This is a genomic window from Streptomyces sp. NPDC005485 (assembly GCF_040606085.1).
Classification (GTDB): Bacteria; Actinomycetota; Actinomycetes; order Streptomycetales; family Streptomycetaceae; genus Streptomyces.
Map to the genome: position 1 here is coordinate 37,510 of NZ_JBEXDZ010000055.1, position 16,088 is coordinate 53,597.

Annotated in this window: 15 protein-coding genes; 10 read left to right on the forward strand and 5 right to left on the reverse strand. The window is 67.3% G+C overall.

Features of this window, described 5'->3' with window-relative positions; translation table 11 throughout:
• The first annotated feature begins 170 nt into the window (after positions 1–170).
• Complete coding sequence (locus ABZS97_RS20135; protein WP_356139629.1) at positions 171–998, forward strand: alpha/beta hydrolase; 828 nt, start codon at positions 171–173, stop codon at positions 996–998.
• Positions 999–1,065: 67 nt separating this feature from the next.
• On the opposite strand, the gene ABZS97_RS20140 is transcribed toward ABZS97_RS20135, so the two are convergent.
• From ABZS97_RS20140 to ABZS97_RS20150, 3 genes are read right to left on the reverse strand one after another with little or no spacing between them, the layout of a single operon-like run.
• Positions 1,066–1,386 carry a hypothetical protein gene (locus ABZS97_RS20140; RefSeq protein WP_356139630.1) on the reverse strand — a complete coding sequence of 107 codons (321 nt, stop codon included), beginning with the start codon at positions 1,384–1,386 and terminating at the stop codon, positions 1,066–1,068.
• Between the two features lie 27 nt (positions 1,387–1,413).
• The gene (locus ABZS97_RS20145; RefSeq protein WP_356139631.1) at positions 1,414–1,650 is read right to left on the reverse strand and encodes a DUF397 domain-containing protein; all 237 of its coding nucleotides are present in this window, start codon (positions 1,648–1,650) and stop codon (positions 1,414–1,416) included.
• On the reverse strand, positions 1,647–2,495 hold the full coding sequence (locus ABZS97_RS20150) for a helix-turn-helix transcriptional regulator (protein WP_356139632.1): 849 nt from the start codon (positions 2,493–2,495) through the stop codon (positions 1,647–1,649). The genes ABZS97_RS20145 and ABZS97_RS20150 overlap by 4 nt, the downstream gene beginning before the upstream one ends.
• A gap of 227 nt (positions 2,496–2,722) precedes the next feature.
• Here ABZS97_RS20150 and ABZS97_RS20155 point away from each other — a divergent pair, with 227 nt between their 5' ends.
• From ABZS97_RS20155 to ABZS97_RS20190, 8 genes are all read left to right on the forward strand, one after another.
• Entirely contained in the window at positions 2,723–3,382 is a 660-nt protein-coding gene (locus ABZS97_RS20155; RefSeq protein ID WP_356139633.1) for an ATP-binding protein, read from the forward strand.
• A gap of 169 nt (positions 3,383–3,551) precedes the next feature.
• A complete protein-coding gene (locus tag ABZS97_RS20160; RefSeq protein WP_356139634.1) occupies positions 3,552–3,983 on the forward strand; it encodes a very short patch repair endonuclease in 432 nt (143 codons plus the stop codon).
• 289 nt (positions 3,984–4,272) lie between these two features.
• Positions 4,273–6,837, forward strand: coding sequence for a Z1 domain-containing protein (locus tag ABZS97_RS20165; RefSeq protein ID WP_356139635.1), 2,565 nt, complete (start codon positions 4,273–4,275; stop codon positions 6,835–6,837).
• Positions 6,834–7,856: a PD-(D/E)XK motif protein gene (locus ABZS97_RS20170; RefSeq protein ID WP_356139636.1), complete on the forward strand. Its 1,023-nt coding sequence runs from the start codon at positions 6,834–6,836 to the stop codon at positions 7,854–7,856. Before ABZS97_RS20165 ends, ABZS97_RS20170 begins: the two co-directional genes overlap by 4 nt.
• Complete coding sequence (locus tag ABZS97_RS20175; protein WP_356139637.1) at positions 7,853–9,826, forward strand: hypothetical protein; 1,974 nt, start codon at positions 7,853–7,855, stop codon at positions 9,824–9,826. Before ABZS97_RS20170 ends, ABZS97_RS20175 begins: the two co-directional genes overlap by 4 nt.
• Entirely contained in the window at positions 9,823–10,719 is an 897-nt protein-coding gene (locus tag ABZS97_RS20180; protein WP_356139638.1) for a hypothetical protein, read from the forward strand. Before ABZS97_RS20175 ends, ABZS97_RS20180 begins: the two co-directional genes overlap by 4 nt.
• Entirely contained in the window at positions 10,719–12,542 is a 1,824-nt protein-coding gene (locus ABZS97_RS20185; protein WP_356139639.1) for a DUF6339 family protein, read from the forward strand. The genes ABZS97_RS20180 and ABZS97_RS20185 overlap by 1 nt, the downstream gene beginning before the upstream one ends.
• 9 nt (positions 12,543–12,551) lie before the next feature.
• The gene (locus tag ABZS97_RS20190) at positions 12,552–13,910 is read left to right on the forward strand and encodes a DNA cytosine methyltransferase (protein WP_356139640.1); all 1,359 of its coding nucleotides are present in this window, start codon (positions 12,552–12,554) and stop codon (positions 13,908–13,910) included.
• Positions 13,911–14,000: 90 nt separating this feature from the next.
• On the opposite strand, the gene ABZS97_RS20195 is transcribed toward ABZS97_RS20190, so the two are convergent.
• Positions 14,001–14,213 carry a hypothetical protein gene (locus ABZS97_RS20195; protein WP_356139641.1) on the reverse strand — a complete coding sequence of 71 codons (213 nt, stop codon included), beginning with the start codon at positions 14,211–14,213 and terminating at the stop codon, positions 14,001–14,003.
• 437 nt (positions 14,214–14,650) lie between these two features.
• On the opposite strand from ABZS97_RS20195, the gene ABZS97_RS20200 reads away from it, so the two are divergent.
• Positions 14,651–14,905 (forward strand): DUF6193 family natural product biosynthesis protein, encoded by a 255-nt coding sequence (locus ABZS97_RS20200; protein ID WP_356139645.1) that lies wholly within the window; start codon positions 14,651–14,653, stop codon positions 14,903–14,905.
• 33 nt (positions 14,906–14,938) lie between these two features.
• On the opposite strand, the gene ABZS97_RS20205 is transcribed toward ABZS97_RS20200, so the two are convergent.
• Positions 14,939–15,952: an SEC-C domain-containing protein gene (locus ABZS97_RS20205; RefSeq protein ID WP_356139642.1), complete on the reverse strand. Its 1,014-nt coding sequence runs from the start codon at positions 15,950–15,952 to the stop codon at positions 14,939–14,941.
• Positions 15,953–16,088 lie beyond the last annotated feature (136 nt).

The following is a 16,088-nucleotide window of genomic DNA, read 5'->3' on the forward strand; positions in this document are numbered from 1 at the left end:
GGAAGCCGGGAGACGGAAGCGGGGAGACGGAAGCGGGAAGCCGGAAGCCAGAAGCTGGAATCCGGGAAGCCGGAATTCGGGAGGCGAAACCGGCATCCGCCAGCACCGGCTCCCGGTCCATGCCCGCCGCACGGCCCGGTGCCCGACCCGACGGCGGAAGACAAGACATCGTGCAGACCCCTCACCCCGAACCCCGCACCCTCACGCTCACCACCGAGGACACCACCCGTCTCGCCTACCGCGACCACCACCCACGGCCTGGGACCACCACCCCTCCTCCCCGGCCCCCACTTCTCCTCCTGCACGGCCTGGCGGGCCACATGGGCGAGTGGGACGACGTACTCCCGCTGCTCCTCGCGGACGGCCACAGAGTGGTGACGTACGACGCCCGGGGCCACGGGGCGAGCACCCGCCGCCCGCGGGACATGACCCGAGCGGCCTGCGTACGGGACACGGTGACGCTCATCCGCGAACTCGCCCTGGCCCCCGTGACGTTGGTGGGCCAGTCCCTGGGCGGCCTCACGGCACTCCTCACGGCGGCCGCGCACCCGGAACTGATCCATTCCCTGATCCTGATCGAGGCGGGCCCGAACGGCCCGAACCCGAACCTCCCCACGGAGATCGCGGCATGGCTGGACAGCTGGCCGACCCCCTTCAAGTCCCCTGCCGCAGCAACCGACTTCTTCGGCCACGAGGCCTGGGCACGGAATCTGGAACAGCGCGAGGACGGCTGGCACCCCCGCCTGGACCGCGACACGACGATCGCGGCGATCACCGAACTGGCCACACACGCCTACTGGTCCGAGTGGACCCGGATCCAGTGCCCCACCCTCGTCATCCGCGCCGCCAACGGCACCATGCCCCCGACAGAGCCCACCCAAATGCACTCCCACCGCCCAACCACCCAACTCACCGTCATCCCCGACGCAACCCACGACGTACACCTGGACCAGCCGGAACGGCTGCACGCGGCGATGACGGCGTTTTTGGCGAGGTGATGGCGGGTCCCCCGCCCCGACGCAGGTGACCGGCGGCCGGTGGACGGACGCGTGTGTATGTTCCCCGCTATCTCGATTGAGGCACCGCGGTGACAGGATCCCCAGCGCGATCAGCGCGATCAGCGCGCTCGGAGGACTCGGCAGGCACGAAAACGCTCAGGCAATAGCTGGTCGGCTGTACCAGGCGGCCACAGAACACATCGATGCGGATCATCGAAGGGTCGATCGACTGATGCTCAGCCAGGAAGCGGCTTTTGAAGGCCCGGAACTCGGCCTCGTCCTGGGTCGAGAAGATCCGCTCCCATCGACCGTCACGCTCCTCGTACGCGGCTCTTGCACGCTGACTCCGCGCCTCCTGCTGCCGCTTCCTCTTCCGCTGCCCAGGCATGCCCAACAGCTTGCTGGACAGCCGGCCCTACGGCAACGGAGATCGCCCGACACCCCACGGTTCCGCCGACCCCAGAGCACCAACGAAAGCTCGCCAGGCCCGCGCCCGAACCCCGACGACCGGTCCATCACCCTGTTTGGAGTCCCGCACGAGCGTGCCGTCGCCTGTGCGCGAGCACTCCACGCATTCGCCTCCCGCACCGTTGCTGTAGGAGGACTTGAACCACGCTGTGCTGCTCTCGGCCCGGGAGTCGGGAGTGTTCATCTCGCGTATTCCTTCAGAACGGATTCGATGAGCTGGATCGAGCGTTGGGGGCTCAGGGCTGCTGCTCGCAGGCCGTCGAAGGCCCTCGTGTACTCACGCACATGATGCTCGCCTTCCAGATAGACGGCATCGGTGATGCCGTCCCGGTACACGAGGTCCGGGTCCTCGCGATCCGGGAATCCCAGCATGGTGAAGGAGCCCGTGGCCGGATAGGTGCCTGAATCGAAGGGCAGGATCTGCAAGGTGACGCTAGGCAACTCGCTTGATTCCAGGATGCGTTCGAGTTGATCCCGCATCAAGGCGCGATCTCCGATGACATTGCGCAGTGCGCCCTCGTTCACGACGAACCACGCGTCCGGGGCCTCGGGTCGGGTGAGCAGGGTCTGACGCTCCATGCGGACGCGAACCGCCCGGTCGATGTCCTCGGCGGACATGTGGGCGCCGGTCTTGTGGAGTTCACGGGTGTAGTCCGCGGTCTGCATGAGACCGGGCAGCAGCTCGCACTGGTACTGGCGAAAGGTGGAAGCGTCCTGCTCCAGGCCGATGTAGATGTTGAACCACTCGGGAACCCCGGCGCCGTGCACCTGCCACCAGCCACGCGTCCTGGCCTGCCGCGCGAGTGACTTGAGGAACTCGCGCAACTCGTCGCTGGTTCCGTAGAACCGACACAGAGCGTCGATGTCGGACGGCTGGATCCTGCCGCTGCCGGTCTCCATGCGGTTGACCTTGGAGCCGCTCCAGTCCAGCGCCTCGCCGACTTGAGCGCAGGTGAGGGCGCCCTTCTCCCGCAGCTTCTTCAGCTCGATCGAGAGGCGACGACGGCGAGCCGTCGGCGATCCGGACATCCCAACCTTCTTCCTTGTAGCGGGAGTTCAGTCTCACGCCAAGACGTCTGCTTGCCAATCACTCAGAAGTGGGAATCCCTTCGTGCACATTGCACGACGGGATACGCAACAGCCATTCTGACAGAGCGCGCCACTCAGTGTGAGCGCTCGTAACACTCCGCTGATCAGTTGGGGTCGGCGGCGATGTCGCCCGATTGAGAGGGGTCTCGGTGATTCAGCAGACATGCATGTCGCGGAAGCCGTGGGACTTGGCCTTCGCGGCAGAGCCCGAGGAAGTGGCCGCCCTACGGCGCGTCATGCGACTGCACCTCGACCTCTGGGGTCTGCACGAAGCCATCGGCACGGCCCAACTCTGCGTCAGTGAACTCGTCTCCAACGTGATCACGCACGTGGGCCCCGGCACACCGACCACCCTCGCCGTCTCGATGAACGGCACCCATCTGCGCATCGAAGTCCACGACCCCGACACCCGGGCTCTCCCGACCCTCCTCGACGCGGGCGCCGACTCCGAGGGCGGCCGCGGCATGGCCCTAGTCGACGCCGTCACCGATCGCTGGGGCGTCCAACTCCGCGAGGACCGAAAGGTGACCTGGTGCGAGTTGGCGACGGATCTGACCTCACCGAACGGTCATATCGGAGGCGCGGACGTGACGCGGGCCGAGGCGATCCTGAGCCTGTACGGGGCGGCGACGCCGCCACGCACGTCGAGCCCGTTGAGCGTTGCCGCAGCCGAAGAAGTGGCGATCGACGTCATCGCCGACCTTCTCCACTGGCTTCGGGCACATGGCCGCGACGCGGACGATGCCCTGGACCGCGCGCAGATGCACTTCGAGGCCGAGACGGCCCCGGCAGGTGCAGCATGCGCGTGGCCTGGGAGCGAGCGGTAGCCACGGCCGGCTACGAAGTGACCGAACCCCGACTCCGCTGTGTCCTGCCGTTCGAGGCGGAGGCGGAGGAGAAGCGGCCTGACCAGCGATTCCGGATGTCGGCCGGCCGTCGCTGCTGAAAGCATGGGGCGCGGTTTGCGCGGGGAGGTCGGAGCGGGAGACTGGTCCCATGTCCCCGACCGCTTCGTCCCCGGCTGTCTCCGCTCGCATGAGTCGGCAGGCGTCCCGTGACACCCAGCCGGAAATGACCGTACGTCGTCTGCTGCACGCCGACGGTCTGCGCTACCGGGTGCATTATCCGGTCCCTGGCATGCCGCGGCGGAGCATGGACATCGCCTTCAGCAAGCTGAGGATCGCGGTGTTCCTCGACGGTTGCTACTGGCACGGCTGTCCGGAGCACGCCACCCATCCGCGTGCCAACGCGGAGTGGTGGCGATCGAAGCTCGACCGCAACATTTCACGAGACCGGGAGACGACTGATCGTCTGACTGTCGCCGGCTGGGTGGTGCTGCGGTTCTGGGAGCACGAGCCGGCCGTTGAAGTCGTCGGCCGGATCGAGGCCGAGGTGCTGTCTCGAAGAGCCGCTTTGAACGACTCCTGATTCGCACCGTCCGCACCGTCCGCATCGTGGGCAGCGTGCCGTTGCCGGGTTGTCGTGTGTTGGTCCTTCCGCGTGGGCTTCGTGAAACAAAGATGTCCGCACTGGATTGAGACCATGATTCCGAGTGTCAGGACCTGCCTCGCGCAATATCGTGTAGATGTTGTGTGCACGGGGAGCGTCCCCCGGCGTACTTCAAGGTGTCTGTGTCGCGGATGGGCTGGTCGACGGGGCGCAGCGCCTCGCGGTCCGGTTGGCTCCAGCGAACAGAAACGGGGAACGGTCGACTCCCATGACCGACGAACTCGACGGAATGTACGACACGTTCAAGGCACTGCTCGACTCGTTTCCTCCGGCGGAGGCGGTCAAGCGACTGGAACAGTTCGGCATCACACCGGAAATCGTTGAGCAGATTCGTGAGCGGCACGAGCAGCAGACGATCCGCATCAAGGAGCTCGAGGAACCGCACGCGGTGATCCTGGGCAACCGCGACACCTGGTACACAGGGCCGCAGGCCAAGGACAAGTGCTGGCCGGCGGTCGCCGGCCAACTGCGCAAGGACGGCTGGCCCGAGGACCCGGCGATCAGGAGTCTCGACGACTCCTCGACCCGGGTGGTCTCCCTGCTGAACCATCCGAAGGAGAAGTCGTTCTCCACGCGGGGTCTCGTGGTCGGCTACGTGCAGTCCGGGAAGACGACCAACTTCACTTCCGTCATGGCGAAGGCCGCGGATCGCGGTTACAAGCTCTTCATCGTCCTGGCCGGCATCCACAACGGACTCCGTCGCCAGACCCAGGCCCGGCTGGTCCAGCAGCTCGTGGAGCCGAATCCGTCGATGTGGTCGCAACTGACCGGACTTGAAAAGGACTTCACCCCGACGGAGAACCCCGCTTCGTATTTCGGCAAGAGCAACAGGACCCACGTGCTGTGCGTGGTGAAGAAGAACGCGATGGTCCTGCGCAAACTCGCCGCGTGGCTGGAGAAGGCTTCGACGTACCTCGAGGACTGTCCCGCGCTGATCATCGACGACGAGGCCGACCAGGCCACCGTGGCGACGACGTCGATCAATCCGTTGATCCTGAAAATCATGAGCCACCTGCCCAGGTCGGCATACGTCGGCTACACGGCATCCCCGTTCGCGAACCTGCTGATCGACCCGAGCGCCGAGGACCTGTATCCGAAGGACTTCGTCGTCAACCTGCCCCAGCCTGCCGGGCACTTCGGCACCGAGGTCCTCTTCGGTCGCTACGCCCTCGACGGCGAGGACCCGGAGCAGGTCGACGACGGACACGACATGATCCGCTCGGTACCCAAGGAAGACGTACCTGCGGTGCGCCCCGTGACCAAGGCCGACGTCGAGGGCTTCGAGCCGTACATCACCGACACCCTGCGCCAGGCCATCGAGTACTTCTGGCTGGTTACCGCGGCCAGGCGCGTGCGCGGCGCGGGCAACCCGCACAACACGATGCTGATCCACACCAGCGTCAACACGTCGGTCCACAACAGCTTCAAGAGGCCTCTCGAGTTCCTGCGCAAGCGTGCCGCCCAATCGCTGGAGAGCCCCGACTATCTCGCCGGACTGCGCGCCTTGTGGGACACGGAGACCAAGCGCGTCCCGGCTGAGGAGTTCGGCGAGACGAAGGTGCCGTTCGAGGAATTGGTGCCGCAGTTGCCCGGGGTGCTCGACAGCTGTCGCATCATCATGGACAACTCCAGCAGTGAGGACCGGCTCGACTACGAGAACGGCCCCGTCGTCGCGATCGCGGTGGGCGGCAACACCCTCTCGCGAGGACTCACCCTCGAAGGGCTGTCCGTCAGCTACTTCGTCCGTTCCGTCTCGGCGTACGACACCCTGCTCCAGATGGGGCGCTGGTTCGGCTTCCGCAACGGGTACGCCGACCTGCCGAGGACCTGGATGACCGACGAGCTCGCCGAGTGGTTCCGGCATCTGGCCACGGTCGAGACCGAGATGCGCCGCGACATCGACATCTACATGACCGAGGACGAGAACCCGCGGACCTTCGCCGTACGCCTGCGCACGCACCCCGCCCTGCGCGTGACCGCGGCCGCCAAGATGCGTGACGCCGTAGTGGCCGCTTCCTCGTACGGCGGCCAGCGGGTCCAGACCCACTACTTCCACACGAACGCCGAATGGCTGCGCGGGAACAGCGACGCGGCCCGCACGCTGGTCGTCGCCGCCGCATCGAACGCGCGTCGTGTGGAGGAGCGGGCCGCGGAGGGCAGGTATGTCTTCCGCGACGTGCCGCACGACTTCGTGCTCGACTTCCTGGCGAACTACCGGTTCCACAAGAAGTCCCCGGAGAACGACGCAAAACTGATCGGCAACTACATCCGCAAGCGGGTCTCCACTGCCGGTTCCCTGGGCCGCTGGAACATCGCCATCGTGGGCAACCCTGCAGGGAAGGGCGAGGACTTCACCTTCGCGCCCCACGTGACCGTCGGTCGGAACAACCGTGCCCGCCTTGCCCTGTCCAACCCTGACCCGGACTTCGCCGACATCAAGACCCTGATGAGCCGCAGGGACGCGGCGCTCGACCTCACGGGGGACACAGGGAAGCTCAACGAGGCGGGTATCACGGAGGAACGGCGCAAGCAGCTCCCCGACACCGGTCTGCTGGTCCTGTACCCGATCGACAAGGTGTCCGACCCCGGCCCGTCGAAGCCGCTTCGTGCGCCGCTCGACGCCGAGGAGCACGTGATCGGCGTCGGTCTGGTCTTCCCCGACCCGCGGAACGGCGACAGCACCGTGGAGAGCTACATCTCCGCGGACCTGTCCAACGTGCGCATCGAGATCGAGGAGGAGGACTACAGCCTCGTCGACGGTGAGGACGCATGAACGAGGACGAACTGCGCAGCCTCGTCGAGCAGCAATGGATCGAACTCGATGCCGAGCAGAGCACGGGGGAGCATCGGCTGCGGGTCGCGGAGCTGTCCGTCGCCGGTACCGGCCCGCTGGCGGTGGCTGTCGACCACGACGGACACCGTCATCTCCTGGTGCCGATCCACTCGCACATAAAGGTTCGTACCGGTCTGGACGGGCCGGTGCTCCGGCTGCGCAAGCGTCCCCTCGAGGACGCGGAGACCTACCAGACCTATGCGGATCTGGGCTGCTTGCGGGACGACCTCAACGACCTGTTCACCGAGCTGTGCGTGGACGTGTTGGAGAAGGCCGTCGAGCTGCCGGACAATCCCGTCAAGGCGCTGTACCGGGTGCTCGACCGCTGGAAGTCGCTCTTCCGAACGCAGGGGCCGCCCCTGGGCCCGGAGGAACTCGCCGGACTCTTCGGCGAGTTGACCGTGCTGAACCGTCTCCTTGCGATGGACCCGAGCGCGCACCGGATCTGGCGTGGGCCCGAGGGGTACCGGCACGACTTCTCGGCTGCGACCAATGCCGTCGAGGTGAAGGCGAGCATCGGCAGCGAGGGCCGACGGCCGCGCATCCACGGACTCGACCAGCTCGAAGCCCCGGACGGCGGAACGCTCTGGCTCGCCTGGCTTCGGCTGCACCGCACCACCCCGAACGGCATGGGCACCCGGTTCGTGGAGGCGGTGCACGAAGCCCTCCGCCTCTGCGACGACGAGGGAGCCCTGCTCGAACTACTCGCGAAGGCCGGCTACAGTCTCGCCGACGCCGACCTCTACGACGACGTATGTTTCGCGATCGCGGAGGAGCGGTGGTATCAAGTCGACGCGGACTTCCCCGGATTGACCGGCAAAGCGCTCGCCACGGCAGGCATGACCGTGTCCGTCCTGGACGTCGAGTACACCATCGACCTGTCCGGTGACATCCCCGCGTCGATGGAGCCCGAACAGGTGTCCCAGATGATCGAGAACCTGGTCCAGGAGCCCGCGTGACCGAGCCTCACTGGTTCTCCCAGCCCTATCCGCCTGAAGGCGCCAGCGCCGCCGAAGGCATCCGCAACCAGCTCGGACGCCCGGAGCTCGACCTGCTCACCATCCTGGTGCGCGAGTCCGCCCAGAACAGCTGGGACGCCCGGATCGAGGGGCTGCCCGATCCGGTCGACTACCGCATCGACATGTGGACGGTCGGCCCGGCGCACGCCGCAGCATGGCGTGAGCTGCTCCTCGACGGCGCGCCCATGAGCGCGGAGCACTTCCCGTTGCGGGAGACGCTCAAGCGCCGTCCTGCCCGTGTACTGGCCGTCTCCGACCGCGGTACCCGAGGACTCGGCGGCCCCACGCGCGCCGACGACGCCATCGGTCCCGAGCGTGACTTCGTCTCCTTCATCCGCAACATAGGGGAGCCACGGGACACCGCACTCGGCGGCGGGACGTACGGGTTCGGCAAGGGCATCTTCTACTTGCTGTCGCAATCCGGAACCGTCCTCGTCCACTCCCGCTGCCGCACGCCACAGGGCGGCTATGAGACTCGGCTCATCGGCTGCACCTTGTGGAAGAGCTACGTGGCCCGGGAGGGCGACGGGGAGCGGCGATACACCGGCCGCCACTGGTGGGGCGACTCCTCGGGAGACGTCGTCGAGCCGCTGGTCGGCCCGGCGGCCGAGGCCGCTGCCCAGCAGCTGGGGCTTCGAGCGTTCGGGCCGGAGGAGACCGGGACGACCATCGTCGTCATCGACCCCAACCTGGACGAGCTCGAACCGACCGCGGCGGCCGACTACTTGGCAGAGACCATCGCGTGGCACCTCTGGCCGAAGATGATCTCCGTGGAGGGCAAAGCCCCGACCATGCGTTTCTCGGTGACGTGCGACGGCGTCGATCATCCTGTGCCCGACCCCCGGCACGCCCGTCCTCTGAACATGTTCGTTGCCGCGTACGAGAAGATGACGGGGCCGGAAGGCCGCGATCTGGCGTGCCTCAAACCAAGGCAGTATCTCGGGCGACTCGGGGTGGAGAAGCGGATCATGCCGCCTCTGGAGCCCACGCGCGCCTCGCGCATGCTCGACATAGAGGACCTTGTGCACCATGTCTGCCTGATGCGGCCTGCGGAGCTTGTCGTCACCTATCACCCGGGGCCGAAGCCGCCGAGCGTGAATCAGGGTTATGCCGGGGTCTTCCGTGCGGACGAGGCCATGGACGAGGTCTACGCGAAGGCCGAACCGCCCACGCACGACGCCTGGCACCCGCAGTCGCTGGACAGGCCGCAGAGCACCTTCGTCAGAACGACCTTCCAGCGCATCGGCGAGTCGCTGAACGACCTGTTGTCCCTGACCGGGGGCGCTCGTTCCGGTGCGAGCAATGTCGCCTTGGGAGCGGCCAGTTCGTTCTTCTCCGGATTGGTGGGCGGAGCCTGGGGCATCGGAGGGGCCACGGCCTATTCCAAGCCGGACGGCACCGCCACGCGTGCCTCGAAGCAGGGGGAGAGCTCACGCCGTTCGGCGGGCCGCGCCGCCGCGAAGGGGGCGTCGTCCGATCGGGAAGAGGGATACGCGACCGGCAGTGCGGCTGATTCCGGTGCAGACCAGGAGTCGTACGGATCAGGGGACGGAGAGAAAGGCACCGGACGGAGGCGCCCGCGTGTGCAGTACGTGGGGGAGCCGTACTACGAGGATCGCGCCGACGACGAACTGCTCGTCCAGGACTTCCGCCTGCCCGTGGACGGTCCGCAGCGGGTCCGCATCGACCTCGCCGTCACCCTCCCCGGAACGGGCGGGCGCGAGACCGATCCGCCGATCGGGGCGAGCATGCCCGTGCTCGTCGGCTGGGAGGACGGCGACGGCCGTGTGCACCCGGCCGACGCGTATGTCATCGACGGCGGCGAGACGGTGTGGCGTGCCCTCGTACGCCCGGCACCGGACACCATGACCGAGATCGGTATCAAGGTCGAGGCGGTGAAGGAGTCGTGACCCGCCGAGTTCTCCCGTACCGCGTCCCGTCCGAGGACGTGGTCACCGCCCAGCCATGGCTTCTGGTGACCGAGGACGGCGAGGTCCCGATGCCGGAGGCGTTGCCGGACTGGGACTACCGGATGGACCTGCACCTTCGCAGGACCGTCAGCGTCGATCTCGATGGTGCGCGCTCCCAGTCGGGCCTTCCGCCCGATGCGGCGCTGACACTCGCCGTGGTGTGGACGGCCACCGGCTCCAACCTCAGTGGGCCGGCGGAGCACGCGCGACTGGACGACACCGGTGCGATCACCGCGGAGTTCGACATCGTCCTGCGTGGTGCGGACCTCGGCGGCCTGCTCGTACTGGACACCGCCCTGGTTTTGGCCCAACGTCGTCCCGACGCCCGTCCGTCCTCGCCCCGTCGTGCCGGCTCGGTGCTGTGGAGCGATCGAGAGGAACTGCGCCTGCAGGGTGACGCACCACAGTTCCCCATGGCCGTGATCGACTTCTCGCTGACGTCGTTCCCCGACAACGCCGCATGGCACCTGCAGATCAGCGGGGGCCTGGAGAGCGCCACCATGGGCTCGCTGCTCCTGCTGGTCAACGAGCGGAACTCCGTCACCGCCACGGCGTTCGAGAACGCGGGCAAGCCCCGCCCGATCGACCGGGTCGTCCTTTCCGCCGTGTACGCGGACGCCGCCCGCGTCATGATCGAGCACGCGTTGGCCAAGGACGACTTCGTCGACGACGGCGACTTTCCGGAGGGTTCGCTCGGCGCGACCATGATGAGCCTCTTCGACCGGCTCTTCCCGGAGCAGCTGATCACCGACGTTCGTCTGCGCCAACGACAGTCACCTGCTCTGTTCGCCTCGGACCTGCAGGCGGCGGTCAAGATCTTCGAGGTGTCGTGATGAGCTTCCTCTACCCCCGACTGCTCGCAGAGCAGGCCAAACCGCTCTTCAAGGAATACGAGCATCTGCCGAGCGCAGACCTGGCCGGCCGCTTCGGCTTCTCCCACGAGTCCGCCGTGTACGTGGCCACCGGCGGCGACAGGGTCTCCACCACCCAACTGCGCGAGTTGCGCACGGGTGTCGTCGACCTGGCCAAGAGCGCCGGCTTCCCTGACGAGTCCGACCGCACACGCAACGCCGAATTCGACCTTCGGCTTGCCGCCCTGCTGCACGCCGAGATGGGCATGGTGCCTGCCGAGGCGGCCTCCCGAGACGTCTGGGCGTTCCTTGCACTCGTCGTCCTCCCGGACGTCGCGTTCTGGCGTTACCCCAAGCCGCCGAAGGACCGTGTCCTCGGAACGGACCTCACTCGGCACGTCTTCGGCCGCCTGTGGTGGCGCGCCCAGCTCGTACGCGCCCCCGACGATCAGGAGCCGTACGGCGCCCTCGAGATCCTGGGTGAGGCGGCGTTCGACCAGATCTACGCCCGCCGTGCCGCGCTCGGCGGCAGTCCGCACATGGTCCGAGCGATTCTGCGTGTCTGGAAGGACCTCGATCTCCATGGTCTGAACGAGCGCGAGACGCTTCGTGACTTCCTCAAGCGACTGCTCCGGCTCGCTCCGTTCGTTCTCTTCGACGGCATCGAGGAGCACGCCCTGGACGACGAACTGCGGGCGGTGGCTCAGGAATCGGTCGATGCGCAGCGGTCCGTGTCGTCGCCCGTGGGGTCAGGCGCGACACAGCGCGCTTCAGTTGTCGGTGCCGCGCCGGATGCGACCTCGCAGGAGACGCCACCCGCGTTGGAGCTCGTCCCGGGGGACCTGGTCGAGGTCCGTCGGCTCCGCTCGGTCGAGATCTGTGCGGGGTGCGGTGCCCAGGCGCTCGGTCTGGAGCAGGCCGGATTCGATCCCGTGGTGCTCATCGACAGCAAGGCCGACGCCTGCTTCACGATCGAGCGGAACAGGCCCGAATGGGACACCATCTGCATCGATCTTGCGCAATTTCCGCTGAACGAGCGACCTGACATCGTCGGCGTGGACCTCCTCAGCGGTGGCCTTCCACGGGTCAAGTCCATGGCCACCGTCGGGCGTGACGAGGACACCGAGGAGCGCAGGGTTCTCCGGACCGCGATCGAGCTGGCACGAGCGGTGAGGCCGAAGGCCGTACTTCTGGAGAACGTCCCGGACCTGGCTGAGAGTTCGGAGTTCGAGGTCGACCGCGAGTGGATGGGAGCCCAGCTCGCGGAGGCCGGTTACCGCACGACATGGAAGGTCCTCGACGCCGCTGACTTCGGCGTGCCGCAACACCGTAGGAGCAGCTTCCTCGTCGCCATGCGGGAGCCGTACTTCTCGCGGTTCTCCTGGCCCGAACCGGATGACGGTCCGACCCCCACGGTCGGCCAAGTCCTCGGCCCGTCCATGTCCTCGCGAGGATGGCTCGCCGCGGAGGAATGGATCAAGGGCGCCGACCGTATCGCGCCGGCGCTCGTCGGCGGCTCCGACCGCAGGGGCGGCGCCGACCTGGGTCCCACCGGAAGCAAGAAGGCGTGGGCCGCGCTCGGCGTGAACGGCAACAGCCTCGGTGATGAGCCTCCCGGCGCGGATTTTCCCCAGGGCGAGATGCCCAAGCTGACCGTGGAGCAGGCGGCACGGATCCAGTCGATTCCCGAGGAGTGGGAATTCGCCGGGGGCAAGACGTCCCGCTATCGGCAGATCGGCCACGCCATGCCTCCGCCACTTGCCACTGCTCTCGGACGCGCCGTCGCAGCAGCCCTACGAAGCTAAGATCGCCCCATGCACGCGTTCGCCCCCAACGACCCCAAGATGATCACCGTCCTAGACCTGTTTTCGGGCTGCGGTGGTTTCACGCAGGGATTTCACGAGTTCCGGCCCGAGGGGGCGGAGGGTGACGGTCCGGTTTTCCGAAGCGTCGCGGCGGTCGAGCACAACGCCGCTGCGGCCGCCACGTACGCGGTCAACTTCGGTGTCGGTAGGCTCGACAAGCGGCTCCCGGCCGCCCGCGTCCACTTGGGGGACATCGAGAAGTGGGAGCCGACCGAGGACGACCTGCATGCGGATGTGGTCGTCGGCGGGCCTCCCTGCCAGGGCTTCTCGGCCCTGAATCGGAACAAGAAGGGCACGGAGCGCAACCGCCTGTGGGAGGAATACGTTCGCATCGTCGCGAAGGTCCGCCCGAAGGTCTTCGTGATCGAGAATGTCGATCGCTTCCTCAAGTCGGATGAGTTCCTCGACCTGCTCAGAGAGGTCGAGGAGGGCGGCAGGCTGGCCGACTACCGGTTGGTCGACCCTCCGGGGCACGTGCCCGCCGACACGGAGGAACAGAAGATCAAGCGTTACCTCCTCAACGCGGCCGATTACGGCGCGGTTCAAGCGCGTCGGCGCACCATCGTCATCGGTGTCCGCAAGGACATCGACGACGGGCATGCGATGTCCTACCCCACCCCCGAGCGCAGGCGCCGCCCGAAGAACGGCGCAGGTCCCGCTGCCCAGACGCTCGAGGGCGTGGGTGCCGAACCCCTCTACTGGAAAACCGTGGACGAGGTCTTCGAGGAGTCCGCGAAACTCCGGCTCCTGGGCACCGAACTCCCCGGTGGCGAAGAGCGCATCGAAGATATCGACTCGGACATTCCCGGCATATTCACGACGGAGGATCTCCACTTCAAGCGCCAACCGACGCAGCTCTCGGTGGCGCGCTACCTTGCCATTCCTCCGGGCGGGAACCGCAAGGACCTGGAGGGCAAGTGGTACACGGTGAACGAGGACGGCGCCTTCGAGTTCTACACCGTGGCATGTCCTGTTGGTGTGAAGACCGCGGTCGAGTACCTGTCGACCAAGAGTTGGGACAACCACCGGACCGGCACCGGTGACGTCATGGGCCGGCTCCGCATCGGCGAGCCGTCCGTCACCATTCGTACGGAGTTCTTCAAGCCGGAAAAGGGCCGCTATCTCCACCCCACGGAGCCCCGCCCGATCACGCATTACGAAGCCGCCCGTATCCAGGGTTTCCCCCGAGATTTCCGCTGGTGCGGCTCGAAGACCGAGATCGCGAAGCAGATCGGCAACGCGGTTCCGATTCCGCTGGGGACGGCGGTCGCCTCGGCTATTTACGCCTGCCTGCGGCACACGGTCTGACCGGAGCGTCCGAGACCACCGGGGCCTCTGGCGGAGCGTCGAAGTCTCGGGGTGCGGGGGTGGCCCCGTGGAGGCCACCCCCGAGCGACGCTAGCTGCCCTGCTTCTTGATGTACGCGACGGCCGTCATGCTGATTCCGAAGACTCCGGCGAAGGCCGTGGCGCCGGCGCCGACCGCTGATACCGGTGACATTCCGAGAGCGGCCAGGAGGAGGCCACCCGTCAAACCCGCGATCACGGACAACAGGAACACGATCACGACTTCGTAGACCCGGTGATTGCACACCGGTACCTGAGTGGACAACGACGATCCTTCCGAGTTCTGTCAGAACATCGGCGCCCGGGTGTTGCAGGGATACATGCACATGCCAGCCGGACGACCCATGTCCACGCACTGAGGTCGTAGCCAGAGTGCTTCGCTTGTGATGCGAGCACCTGGCAGCCACGCAGCGGAACCTGCGTGACGTAAGCGGCACATGTGCGTCCCCCGAGTCTCGTCGTATCCGCCAGTGGCTACTGGGCGGTCTTGCCATTTTACCGCCCAGTGCACACAAGCCGCCCTGGATGCAAGGGAGTTGATGTCCTGATAGCCGCCGTCGAGGACGTGGCAATTGGGCTGGCCCGCCCTGCCGCCCCGACGGTGAGGTTGAGAAACCGCTCGTCAGCGCCCGTCTGCCGGATGTTTTCGGCGCCGTACACGTCTCCTGCGGGACTGGTGTGCCGCCGACTTGATCCATGAATATGGCTCGAACCTGCGCGGAAGCGGCCCGTGCCGAACCGAAACTGCGGCAGCTGTGTCCGATCTTCAGGCTTGGGAGCGACGGCCGCCACTACCGCGTGCGGAAGTTTCTGCGCGAAGGTGAGATCGGTGAAGCCGCAACGGCGAGGGAAGCCGCCGCTTCGGCTGCGGCGCGGCTTCCGGCCCATCCGGGGCCGGCCGTCGTCGAAACGGCCGACCCGGCCTATGACATGTGGCCTATGGCAGGTATGGCATGACCCGGGAGCCCCCGTACAAGCCCCGACGGATCACTACCCGACCCCGTGACACCCCCCATACCCCCGCCCCGACCCACACCAGCACTCAGCCCCCCGCTGCGGAGGCCAAGCCACGGCCAGCCCCCTGGCTGCCAGTGTCGTCGCGTACTGCGGGAGCAGGGTGGTGTCCGACGGGGACAACGCCTCCGACGCGGCGAAGGCTTCGTAGGACGGGACCGTTCCCGTCACGATGCCCAGGTTTGGGGTGCCGGAGGCTGAGAGCTCGCGCAGGGATGCCTCTATGGTCGCGAGGTGTTCCTCGTGGGAGGGGTATTCCGAGGTCAACGACGGGTACGCCGCGAGGAGTTCGGCCAGTTCGTCGGCGGGCCAGTGCAGGACGGCCACCGGGAAGGGGCGGGAGAGCGCTTCGCGGTAGGTGCCGAGTTCGGCGCGCAGGCGGCTGATCTCGGCCGCCAGCTCCGCCGGGTTGTCCGAGCCGAGGGACCAGACGCGCTTCGGGTCGTGGAGTTCGTCCAGTGAGACCGGGGAGGAGTGGAGGGTGTCCGCCAGGGCGTCCCAGTGGTCGTGGGCCATGCCGAGCATGCGGCGGACGCGGTGGCGGCCGTAGAGGAGCGGGTGAGTCGAGTACGGGGGCTCGGGCACGTCCGTCAGGAGGAGCGTCGCGCCCTGCGTGAAGGTGTCCTGCGCCGCCTCCAGCTCGTCGTGGGACTCCAGGGACTCCGCGACGATCACCCAGGGGGCCGGGTCGCGCGGGGACGCGGCGCGGACGCCGTCGATGATCGCGCGGGCCTCCGCCTCGTGGCCGTACTCCCAGAGGTTCGACGCCTTGAGGGCGCGGACCAGGTGGGGGGTCTCCAGCGAGGCCGGAGTGGCCAGCAGGCGGTCGTAGAGCGCGGTGGCGCCGGGGCGGTCGCCGGCCAGTTCCAGGTGGGCCGCGGCCTGCAGGAGCAGGTGCTCGGCGTCCTCGGGATACAGGCCGGCAGTCCGCTCCAGGCGCGCTGCTTCGGCGGTGTGGTCGACGTTCTCGGCAGACGTGTCGGGGCGCATGAGGGACACCGTACTGCGACCGGTGTGCAAAGAAGAGGTAGGGAAGACGTACGTGCAGGTCAGGTGGGTCGGGAAGGTCCAGGGCGGAAGGCCCGGGGCGGGAGCCCCCGGGGGCGTGCCGCGGGACACCCACGGT

Coding starts and splice junctions, on each gene's coding strand:
- ABZS97_RS20145 (WP_356139631.1), bottom strand. CDS start 1,650: ATGAACACTCCCGACTCCCGGGCCGAGAGCAGCACAGCGTGGTTCAAG.
- ABZS97_RS20155 (WP_356139633.1), top strand. CDS start 2,723: ATGTCGCGGAAGCCGTGGGACTTGGCCTTCGCGGCAGAGCCCGAGGAA.
- ABZS97_RS20150 (WP_356139632.1), bottom strand. CDS start 2,495: ATGTCCGGATCGCCGACGGCTCGCCGTCGTCGCCTCTCGATCGAGCTG.
- ABZS97_RS20200 (WP_356139645.1), top strand. CDS start 14,651: ATGGCTCGAACCTGCGCGGAAGCGGCCCGTGCCGAACCGAAACTGCGG.
- ABZS97_RS20140 (WP_356139630.1), bottom strand. CDS start 1,386: ATGCCTGGGCAGCGGAAGAGGAAGCGGCAGCAGGAGGCGCGGAGTCAG.
- ABZS97_RS20165 (WP_356139635.1), top strand. CDS start 4,273: ATGACCGACGAACTCGACGGAATGTACGACACGTTCAAGGCACTGCTC.
- ABZS97_RS20190 (WP_356139640.1), top strand. CDS start 12,552: ATGCACGCGTTCGCCCCCAACGACCCCAAGATGATCACCGTCCTAGAC.
- ABZS97_RS20185 (WP_356139639.1), top strand. CDS start 10,719: ATGAGCTTCCTCTACCCCCGACTGCTCGCAGAGCAGGCCAAACCGCTC.
- ABZS97_RS20160 (WP_356139634.1), top strand. CDS start 3,552: ATGTCCCCGACCGCTTCGTCCCCGGCTGTCTCCGCTCGCATGAGTCGG.
- ABZS97_RS20205 (WP_356139642.1), bottom strand. CDS start 15,952: ATGCGCCCCGACACGTCTGCCGAGAACGTCGACCACACCGCCGAAGCA.
- ABZS97_RS20170 (WP_356139636.1), top strand. CDS start 6,834: ATGAACGAGGACGAACTGCGCAGCCTCGTCGAGCAGCAATGGATCGAA.